This is a genomic window from Paenibacillus sp. AR247 (assembly GCF_002968895.1).
GTDB classification, from domain to species: Bacteria; Bacillota; Bacilli; order Paenibacillales; family Paenibacillaceae; genus Paenibacillus_AQ; species Paenibacillus_AQ favisporus.
Genome location: NZ_PCZT01000002.1, coordinates 158,202 through 168,028 on the forward strand (window position 1 = coordinate 158,202; position 9,827 = coordinate 168,028).

Annotated in this window: 6 protein-coding genes and 1 pseudogene; 6 read left to right on the forward strand and 1 reads right to left on the reverse strand. The window is 57.1% G+C overall.

What is annotated here, in order from left to right; genetic code table 11:
- Positions 1-45 precede the first annotated feature (45 nt).
- Complete coding sequence (locus tag CPT76_RS01135; protein ID WP_105441654.1) at positions 46-936, forward strand: carbohydrate ABC transporter permease; 891 nt, start codon at positions 46-48, stop codon at positions 934-936.
- Between the two features lie 66 nt (positions 937-1,002).
- Here CPT76_RS01135 and CPT76_RS01140 read toward each other — a convergent pair whose 3' ends face one another.
- Entirely contained in the window at positions 1,003-3,207 is a 2,205-nt protein-coding gene (locus tag CPT76_RS01140) for an AraC family transcriptional regulator (protein WP_105441655.1), read from the reverse strand.
- 160 nt (positions 3,208-3,367) lie between these two features.
- Between CPT76_RS01140 and CPT76_RS01145 the strand changes: the two genes are divergently transcribed.
- The 5 genes and pseudogenes from CPT76_RS01145 (at position 3,368) to CPT76_RS01165 (ending at position 9,645) form a co-directional block, all read left to right on the forward strand.
- Complete coding sequence (locus tag CPT76_RS01145) at positions 3,368-4,366, forward strand: LacI family DNA-binding transcriptional regulator (RefSeq protein WP_105441656.1); 999 nt, start codon at positions 3,368-3,370, stop codon at positions 4,364-4,366.
- 120 nt (positions 4,367-4,486) lie between these two features.
- On the forward strand, positions 4,487-5,896 hold the full coding sequence (locus CPT76_RS01150) for a tagaturonate reductase (RefSeq protein WP_105441657.1): 1,410 nt from the start codon (positions 4,487-4,489) through the stop codon (positions 5,894-5,896).
- Between the two features lie 11 nt (positions 5,897-5,907).
- Positions 5,908-7,363, forward strand: a pseudogene (locus CPT76_RS01155) (UxaA family hydrolase).
- Between the two features lie 52 nt (positions 7,364-7,415).
- On the forward strand, positions 7,416-8,837 hold the full coding sequence (gene uxaC / locus CPT76_RS01160) for a glucuronate isomerase (protein WP_105441658.1): 1,422 nt from the start codon (positions 7,416-7,418) through the stop codon (positions 8,835-8,837).
- A gap of 16 nt (positions 8,838-8,853) precedes the next feature.
- Entirely contained in the window at positions 8,854-9,645 is a 792-nt protein-coding gene (locus CPT76_RS01165) for a rhamnogalacturonan acetylesterase (RefSeq protein ID WP_258167961.1), read from the forward strand.
- Positions 9,646-9,827 lie beyond the last annotated feature (182 nt).

Consider the following 9,827-nt stretch of genomic DNA (forward strand, 5'->3'; position numbering starts at 1 on the left):
CTTGGTACAGTCTAACTGTAAACGATTACAAGAGGATACCCGCGTATGACACCATCCACAGCTTTGCGTAGAAAAGAGTCTTTCGGCAGCCGCCTGTTTACCGTCGTAAACAGCCTCCTGCTCATTCTGATTTCCCTCATTTGCCTGCTGCCTTTTGTAAACGTGATTGCGAGCTCCTTCGCTTCCACCCAGGAAGTCGTGGCCAAAAAATTCATTCTGTTTCCGACGACGTTCTCTCTCGATGCTTATAAGTACATTTTATCGACGCCTACGATTTTTAAAGGGCTGGGGGTATCGATCGGGATCACCGTAGTAGGCACGATCGTCAGCATGATCCTGACGGCGCTCATGGCCTATGGCCTGTCCAGGAGATATCTCTACGGCCGGGGCTTCGTCAACTTCATCGTCGTCTTCTCCATGCTGTTCAGCGGCGGCATGATCCCGACGTTCCTCGTCGTCAAAAGCCTCGGACTGATCGACTCCTACTGGTCGCTCATCCTTCCGGTCGCCATTAACGCGTTTAACCTGATTATAATGAGAAACTTTTTCCAGGCGCTTCCGGACGCGCTCGAGGAATCGGCTAAAATTGACGGGTGCAACGATTTTGGCGTTTTCTTCAAAATTATGCTTCCGCTCGCTCTGCCATCCATTGCTACCATTTCGCTGTTCTATGCGGTAGCTTACTGGAACACCTATATGAATGCGATCCTGTACATGACGGATTCGACCAAGTGGCCGATCCAGGTGCTGCTCCGCCAGATCGTCATCGTCTCCAGCGGCATGCAGGCCGAAGGGACGTCTGTGGATGTCGTTCCGCCGGCGCAGACCATCAAAATGGCGGTCATCGTCATCGCGACCGTACCGATGCTGATCGCGTATCCATTCGTGCAGAAGCATTTTGTCAAAGGGGCGCTGCTCGGCTCGGTCAAAGGGTAACGAACAGCAAAGTCTTGCATTCCGCTCAAGAAAGCAGCCCGGACGGAATTACAAGACTTTGTTTTTTTACTGAGCCTGTTTGACTTTGCGGTAATTTCCCGGCGTCACGAGTTCCTTTTTGCGGAAGGACCGGATGAAGTTTTGCGGATTGTGGTACTGGAGCCGCTCGGCGATTTCCTTGATTGTCATGTCCGTCTCAATCAGCCATTTCTTGGCCATCTCCAGCCGGTAATTCATCAGGTATTCGCTGAACGTCATGCCAAACTCCTTTTTAAAAATGCTGCTTAAATAGTTCGGATTATAATGAAGCCGGTCGCTGATCCATTCCAGGGACAATTCCTGGTCGTACTCCGTGCGGACGATCGTGGCGATCTTCTCGGCGAGAGAACGGAACTGGCGGTTGGTCTTCTCCTTCATGCTGCGCACCATCGGCGAGATGACCTCCTCCACGAGGATCCGCTCGATCTCTTCCGGGTTGCGGATATCGAGCAGGCGGTGGTATAGCGCGTGATTGTCCTGCGTCAGCAGCACCTCCACGCCGAGCAGCTGCTCCAGCTGGATTAGATTATTGACGAAACGCACCAGGGCCACTTCAAAATTCATCGAGTTTTTGTTCTTCTTCTGCTCTTCGTCGCCCAGCCGGATCGCGTCGAACAGTTGGGTTTCCAGCTCCGTCGGATAATGGAGAAGCACCGGTCCCGAGACGACCGTCTCGATATCTTCATAGAAAATGATCGATTCTTTGCCCAGATTGAGCCGGTGCCGGAGCGCCTGCTTGCTCATTTCGCAAGCCTCCTTGCTCTCCCACAGATGCCGGTACGTCTTGCTGATGCCAAAGCTGACGGAGCAGTTCAAATAGTCGCGCGCCGTCATCATAATCGTTTTCGAAAAGGAGAGCACCTGCCTGCGAATATCCTGCTCCTCCTGGTCTGTAAACGTCAGGATGGTCGCCTGCGTGTTGTCGTTTAAAATAATCGGCAGCATGCGCCCTTCCTTCGGCACGACTTCCTCGACCATTTTGTTGATGGCGAGCAGGAGCATATCCCGGTCCGACGCCTCCCGGCCGCCGTAACTGTCCATCTGAATCAGCATTGCAACGAACGACGGCTGCGTCAGTTCCGGATACCCGAACCGCGGCAGCATCCGCTCCAGTTCCTCCGGGGACACCCGGTTCCGGAACAGGTTCAGGATCAGCTGCGTTTCCAGCTGGGGCAGCTCGGCCTCCATCATGCTCTCCAGGTTCTCCTTCTCGGTGACGATCGTGTCGATGGAATGAAGGATGCCTTCGATTTCGTTCTTATACGGCAAATGGGAGCTGCGCGGCAGGCTGCGCTGGATTTGGCGGATCGGCTTTGTGAAATAAACGGAGATGCCGTAAGCCACCACGATGATCAGCAGCGTAATGACGGCCACCATCAGCATGATTCCGTATTTGGTCGTCTTGAGCGCGCCGGAAATTTCCTTCTGATCCAGCAGCGTCACATAGATCCAATTGTTGTAGCTGGATTTGGCATAGATCGCTTCGGCCGACTGGCGTCCGGATGCCGTCACCTTTAGCCTGCCGGCCCGGTGATCTTCCCCGGCCGACTGGACGATGCGTCCAAGCTGGTCAGCGGACAGCAGCTGCTTGTCGGGATCGGTCTCGTACATCAGCTCGCCCTGTTTATTTAAAATGATGACCGGCGCATTGTCCTCGGTCTTCAAGATCCGGTCGAGCGTGGACCGGGAAATATCCGAAAGGGCGATCGCCTGCTTTTGCTTGGAAAAGACCGGCAGCGTGTTCACGAAACGGATGCCGTCATCTGTTTTGATCCAGAACAGCCCTTTGTCTTTGTTATCGATGTAGTCCTCGTACAGCTTGCGCCGGTCGGCCTCCGTCAAATAGGACAACTTTCCGCTCGTAATCTGCCAATTCTGCACGAGGCTGATGAGCGAATACTCGGTCCCTTCCAGTCCCATCGTGGCGATATAGTTCAGCTGTGTATTGACGTTCCGGTATTCTTCGAAATCCTGTTCCGTGATCGGCCTTTTTACGACGGCATCAAACGAGCTCGTCGTGCTGTATGTATTAAAGGCGTATTCGATCGTCTGGATTTTCTGCTCAAGCGAATTTTTGGTCTGGGTAATAAAGCTCTGCTTGCTGCCCGCCACCCGGTCGATCACCGAGTGGGTCGTATTGATATAAATGTAGCTGCCAAAACTGACGACCAGTCCGATCCCTAGGACCAGAATGGGAATAAACGTTTTATAAAACATGCGGCCTTTTTTCATTGTGATGCTCCTTTAGCCCGTTCTTGTTTCCAATTATAGCGTTTTCATGATTGGGTTGACAATATGATTCACGTGTGCATTTTTTCGGAATCATATTGACTTGAACCCTGTCTGAACTTAAACTGAAACCGTTAACAAATATTTCATGTCACGAGGTCATATGATTACGATTAAAGACATCGCGCGCGTTGCGGGGGTATCGCATACGACCGTTTCCAGGGCGCTGAACGGCAACCCGCTCATCAAGAAGGAAACCCGCGACCGCATTGAACGCATCGCCGCTGAACTCAACTACATTCCCAATTACAGCGCCAAGAGCCTGGTTATGAAGAAGTCCTACACGATCGGCCTGTTCTTCTCCAGCATCGACCAGGGAACTTCGGCCAGCTTTCTCGTGGACGCCATCAAGGGCATTCATCAGGTGCTCGACGAGAACTACAGCCTTACGGTCCATGGGATCGACAGCATCCGGCACTATGATGCTATAACGCCAAGGCGTTTCGACGGCGTGCTCGTCATGAGCCAGAGCGAAGCGGACAATGCTTTCATTTATCACCTGAAGCAGACCGGCATCCCCCTCGTCGTCCTGAACCGCCAGCTGGATGACCCCGGCATTCTGAACGTGGTCGCCAATGACCGCGAAGGCGTCCGGAAGGCGCTGAATTACGGCATCGGCCTCGGCCACCGGAAGATCGCCATCATCGAAGGCAAGGCCGGCTTCAAGTCGACAACGGAGCGGAAGCAGGGATTCATGGACAGTCTGATCGCCCACCGCCTCCCGCTGGTTCCGGACTATTTCACCGCCGGGGACTACGGGGTCGAAAGCGGCTATAACGCCATGATGTCGCTGCTCTCGCTGTCCGATCCGCCGACCCTGGTCTTCTGCTCGAACGACGATATGGCCATCGGCGCGCTGAACGCCTGCTACGCGCGGGGCGTCGCACTTCCCGGACAGCTGTCGCTGATCGGGTTCGACGATATTTTGTTCTCGCAGTATACGTACCCGCCGCTGACAACGATCCGCAAGCCGATTGCCGATATCAGCAAGCTCGGCACCACCAAGCTGATCGAGCGGCTCGAGCAGCCGGACTCGGCGCCGGAACAGCTGTTTGTCCAGACGGAGCTGATCGTGCGGCAAAGCGTTGCGGCTGTCACATAGGAGGGGCAGCTGTAATGCCCTTGATTTTTTCGAGGCCGGTATTTCAAACATGATTTTTTTACATCAAAATGTTAACGTGTGCATAATGTCCATCATCTCTAAAGGAGGCTTGAAATACGTATGACACCACGTCTTTCCCGCAGCCTGTTTCCCGATCTCCCCGCCCTGCCCGAGCGCATGATCCAGTTTGGCGGCGGCAACTTTATGCGGGCTTTCGTGAACTGGCAGATGCAGCAGATGAATCTGAAGGGATTATTTAACGGAAGCGCCGTCGTCGTGCAGCCGACCGCACACGGCAAGAGCACTTCGCTCATGGAGCAGGACGGCTTGTACACCGTACTGCTTAAAGGGCGGCTTCATGGACAGCTGGTCAACTCAAGCGAAGTGATCGCCACCGTCAGCTGGGTCATCAATCCCTATACGGATTATGAGGCCTACTTGAAACTGGCCGAACAGGACGAACTCGAGTTCATCACCTCCAACACGACCGAAGCCGGCATTGTGTATGAGGCCGGCCTGCGCCGGGAGGAGGCTCCGCATTCCAGCTTTCCCGCCAAATTGACGGAGCTGCTCTACAGGCGGTTCCAGCTCGGCAAAGCCGGCTTTATCATCCTCCCCTGCGAGCTGATCGAGGACAGCGGCGAGAAGCTGCGCCGCTTCGTGCTGCAGCATGCCTCCGACTGGCAGCTTGGCGATGCGTTTGCCGCCTGGGTCACGGAAGCCAACACGTTCTGCTCCTGCCTGGTAGACCGCATCGTTCCGGGGTACCCGCGGGATCAAGCTGACGACCTGGAGCAGAAGCTCGGCTATGAAGACCCCTTCATGGTCAGTGCCGAGCCCTATCATCTGTGGGTGATCGAAGGGCCGGCGTGGCTGCGGGAGAAGCTTCCCCTTGCCGAAGCCGGGCTGAACGTCATCGTCACGGATGACCTGTCGCCTTACCGCGAGCGCAAGGTTCACCTTCTCAACGGCCCGCATACGGCTATGGTGCCGCTGGGCCTCCTTGCCGGGCTTGAAACGGTCGAGGACGTGATGAAGGATAGCGATTTGGGCCGCTTCGTCGAGGAGTTGATGGAAGACGAAATCCTGCCGGTGCTGAAGCTGCCTCGGGCCGAGCTGCTCGAATATGCGGCGGCTATCCGCGAGCGGTTCAACAACCCGCTGATCCGGCATGAGCTGGCATCGATTTCGCTGAACAGCATTTCGAAATTCACGGCACGCCTGCTGCCGGTGCTGATCCGTTATCAGCAGGCCCAAGGGAAGCTTCCCCGCTTGCTCGTCCTCTCCTTCGCTGCGCTCCTCCTGACCTACCGCGGCGACCGGGTCGCCCGCCGCGATGTGCCGGAAGTGCTGGAGGCATTTGATCGGAACTGGATCGACCCTGAATCGTTCGTTACCAGCATTCTGAAGGAAGAACGGCTGTGGGGCATGGATTTAACGGCAGTTCCGGGTCTTGAAGCACTGCTTAGGGAGCATATCGGCCTGCTGGAACGCGAAGGCGTCCGGGCCTCGCTCCATCAACTGACCTGAGGAGGATTGACATGAAATCATTGATGAAACTGAACCCGCGGGACAGCGTCGCCGTTGCCCTCCGGCCGATTCAGGCCGGGGAACCGCTGGAAATAGACGGCGTGAAGCTCGAGGCACTCCAGGAGATCCCGCAGGGCCACAAAATCGCCCTGACTGCGATTCGCCCGGGCGACATGGTGATCAAATACGGGTATCCGATCGGTCATGCGGTTTCCGCGATCGCTCCTGGCGATTGGGTGCACACGCATAATCTCCGGACCAACCTGGACGGTGAGGAAGAATACGAATACCAGCCGGACCTTCACCCGATTTCTTACCCGAACCAGGGCCTCACCTTTGAAGGGTACCGGCGGGCCAATGGCAAGGTAGGGATCCGCAATGACCTGTACATCGTTCCGACCGTCGGGTGCGTGAACGGCGTAGCCGAGCTGATCCTGCCCTTCGACAACGTCACGATCCTGAAGCACCCGTACGGCTGCTCGCAGCTGGGCGACGACCACCGCCAGACCCGCAGCATCCTGCTGGACGCGGTCCATCATCCCAATGCCGGCGGCGTCCTCGTGTTCGGTCTCGGGTGCGAGAACAACATCGTCACCGAGTTTCGTGAACTGCTCGGAGACTATGACGAGTCCCGCGTCAAATTCCTCGTGGCGCAGGAGGTTGGCGACGAGGTCGAAGCCGGCATGGCCCTGCTCGAAGAGCTGTATGAAGCAGCAAGCCTCGACAAGCGCGAGCCGATCCCGCTCAGCGAGCTGAATGTCGGCCTCAAATGCGGCGGCTCCGACGGCTTCTCCGGCATTACGGCCAACCCCCTGCTCGGCGCCTTCTCCGATTTTCTTATCTCGCAGGGCGGATCCACGATCCTGACCGAGGTCCCGGAAATGTTCGGCGCCGAGCGCATGCTGATGGCCCGTGCCGAAAGCCGCGAGGTCTTCGAGAGCATCACCTCGCTGATCAACGACTTCAAACAGTATTTCATGTCCTACGGGGGAGCCGGTGTACGAGAATCCTTCTCCCGGCAACAAGGCGGGCGGCATCAGCACGCTGGAGGACAAATCGCTCGGCTGTACGCAAAAGGCCGGTACCGCCCCGGTCGTCGACGTGCTGCAGTACGGCGAGAAGCTGCGCAAGAAGGGCCTCAGCCTGCTGCAGGCGCCAGGTAACGATCTGGTTGCGTCTTCCGCACTCGCCGCCGCGGACTGCCAGCTCGTGCTGTTCACGACCGGACGGGGCACGCCGTTCGGCAGCTTCGTCCCGACCGTCAAAATCGCGACCAACCATGACCTATACAACAAGAAAAAGCACTGGATGGATTTTAACGCCGGCTCCCTGCTGGAACGTCCAATGCAGGAAGTGCTGGAGGAATTTATCGCCTACCTGATCCAGGTGGCGAGCGGCCAACAAACGCGGAACGAGCAAAACGACGTACGGGAGCTGGCTATTTTTAAAACCGGGGTTACCCTGTGATGTCACTGGACGATTAAATCCATTTCGATTTTATCCAAAGGAGCTGTGGATCATGTTCTTGAACGACGATTTTCTGCTGACGACCGATACCGCCCGCAAGCTGTTTCATCAGCATGCCAAAGACATGCCGATCATCGACTACCACTGCCACCTCGACCCCAAGGAAATCTATGACAACCAGAACTTCCGCAACCTGACTGAAGCCTGGCTCGCCGGGGACCATTACAAATGGCGGTTAATGCGGGCGAACGGCATCCCGGAATCCCATATAACTGGCGACGCTTCCGATTACGACAAGTTTCTGGCATGGGCCCGGACCGTCCCGAAAACGGTCGGCAATCCGCTGTACAGCTGGACGCATCTGGAGCTGCGCCGCTTCTTTGGTATTACCGAGCTTCTGAACGAAGAATCCGCCCCGCGGATTTGGGAACAGGTGAACGCCAAACTGGCGACGGACGATTTCCGGCGGCGGAACATCATCAAAAATTCGGGCGTCAAGGTCGTCTGCACGACCGATGATCCGGCCGATTCGCTGGCATACCACCAGCTGCTGAAAAAAGAAGACACCGGCTTCCGCGTGTTCCCGGCCTTCCGCCCCGATAAGGCGCTGAACATCGACGCTCCCGGTTTTACCGATTGGCTGGAGCGCCTTGCGCAGGCTTCCGGTCAGCAGGTCACGACGTATGCCGAACTGCTGGACGCTCTGAAGCAGCGGATCGACTTTTTCCATGAGCAGGACTGCCGCCTCTCGGACCATGCGATCGACGTGCTGCGTTATCAGGAGGGCAGCGCCGAAGAGCTGGAGCGCATTTTTGCGAAAAGGGTGGCCGGCGAGACGCTCTCCCTGGAGGAAATCACCGTTTACCGCACGGAGCTGCTGAGCGCGCTGATCGGACTGTACCACAGCAAAAATTGGACGATGCAGCTGCATATCCATGCCTTCCGCAACAACAATACGCCGATGTTCAAGCGTCTGGGGCCTGACACCGGGTATGACGCCCTGAACGACCTGCCGCTGGCCGGACCGCTGTCCCGGCTGCTCGACCGTGCCGAATGCGGCCAGGGACTGCCGAAGACGATTTTGTATTCACTCAACCCGAACGACTATCCCGTCCTTCTGACTCTGATGGGCTGTTATCAAAAGGATACGGCCGGCAAATTCCAGCTCGGTTCCGGATGGTGGTACAACGACACGCGCAGCGGCATGCGTCATCAGCTCACCCTGCTTGCCGACAACAGCCTGCTGGCCAACTTCGTCGGCATGCTGACCGACTCCCGCAGCTTCCTTTCCTATACCCGGCACGAATATTTCCGCCGCGTGCTGTGTGAGCTGATCGGCGAGTGGGCCGAGCGCGGGGAAGCGCCTGACGATGAGGCGCTGCTCGGACAAATCGTGGAAGACATCGCCTACGGCAACGCGGAGCGGTATTTCGGCTTCAAAGAGCTCGGCATTCCCGAAGCGCTGCGTTCCTAAGCATGAGCGTGAGGCAATGCTGAACGATAACCACCCCAAGCCATGCCGCCAGACCACTTTTTGGTCTCCGGTAAAAGAAAAGGGAGGATTCCGTTCTATGACCATGACGCTGTATATCGTCGGCGATTCCACGGCCGCCCTGAAGGGCGCCATCGAGAAGCCCATGACCGGCTGGGGTGAATACCTCCAGCAGCACCTGGATCCGGAGATCCGGGTAGACAACCGGGCGATCAACGGGCGCAGCACCCGCTCTTTTATCGCCGAGGGCCGCTGGGCCGCCGTGGAGAACGAGCTTCAGCCCGGCGACTACGTGTTCATCCAGTTCGGCCACAACGATCAAAAGCAGGAAGATCCTTCGCGCTTCGCGGATCCTGCTCCCGGCGGGGAATACCGCGCCAACCTGAAGCGGTTTATCGAATCGACCCGCTCGCGCGGCGGCATCCCCGTACTGCTGACTTCCGTCAGCCGCCGCCGTTTTACGGCGGAGGGACTGCCGGATCCCGACGCTGTCGGCCCCTACCCCGAGGCGATGCGCGAAACCGCGCGGGAGGCCGGCGCGCCGCTGCTTGACCTGTTCGCGGCTTCCCAGCAGCTGTATCTCCGGATGGGCCAGGAGGAATCGAAGCATCTGTTTATGCATCTGCCCGCCGGGTCCCATCCCAATTATCCCGATGGAATCGCCGACGACACGCACTTCTCGGACCAGGGTGCCCGGGAAATCGCCGGACTCGCGGCGGAAGCGATCCGGCAGTGCGAAGCGCTGCCCGGACTGCACCCGCTGCTGCGCAACCTTGCCCCAACAAGCTGAAGCGGCGAGTGGCTGCTTGCTCATGGATGGCCGTTGTCTGCCCACAAGCTTAGAGCCTTTGCGGATTCACAGGGACTATAGCCATGACTTGCGGCTTTACTCCGCTAATAGACGCCAAAAAATCCTCCGGACCCATAGGGCTCGGAGGATTTTTCATCATAATATTCCGGTGTTTATTCATA

Bases quoted from the DNA above. Each gene is read 5' to 3' on its own strand.
- CPT76_RS01140 (WP_105441655.1), bottom strand. From the start codon at position 3,207: ATGAAAAAAGGCCGCATGTTTTATAAAACGTTTATTCCCATTCTGGTC.
- CPT76_RS01150 (WP_105441657.1), top strand. From the start codon at position 4,487: ATGACACCACGTCTTTCCCGCAGCCTGTTTCCCGATCTCCCCGCCCTG.
- uxaC (WP_105441658.1), top strand. From the start codon at position 7,416: ATGTTCTTGAACGACGATTTTCTGCTGACGACCGATACCGCCCGCAAG.
- CPT76_RS01145 (WP_105441656.1), top strand. From the start codon at position 3,368: ATGATTACGATTAAAGACATCGCGCGCGTTGCGGGGGTATCGCATACG.
- CPT76_RS01135 (WP_105441654.1), top strand. From the start codon at position 46: ATGACACCATCCACAGCTTTGCGTAGAAAAGAGTCTTTCGGCAGCCGC.
- CPT76_RS01165 (WP_258167961.1), top strand. From the start codon at position 8,854: ATGCTGAACGATAACCACCCCAAGCCATGCCGCCAGACCACTTTTTGG.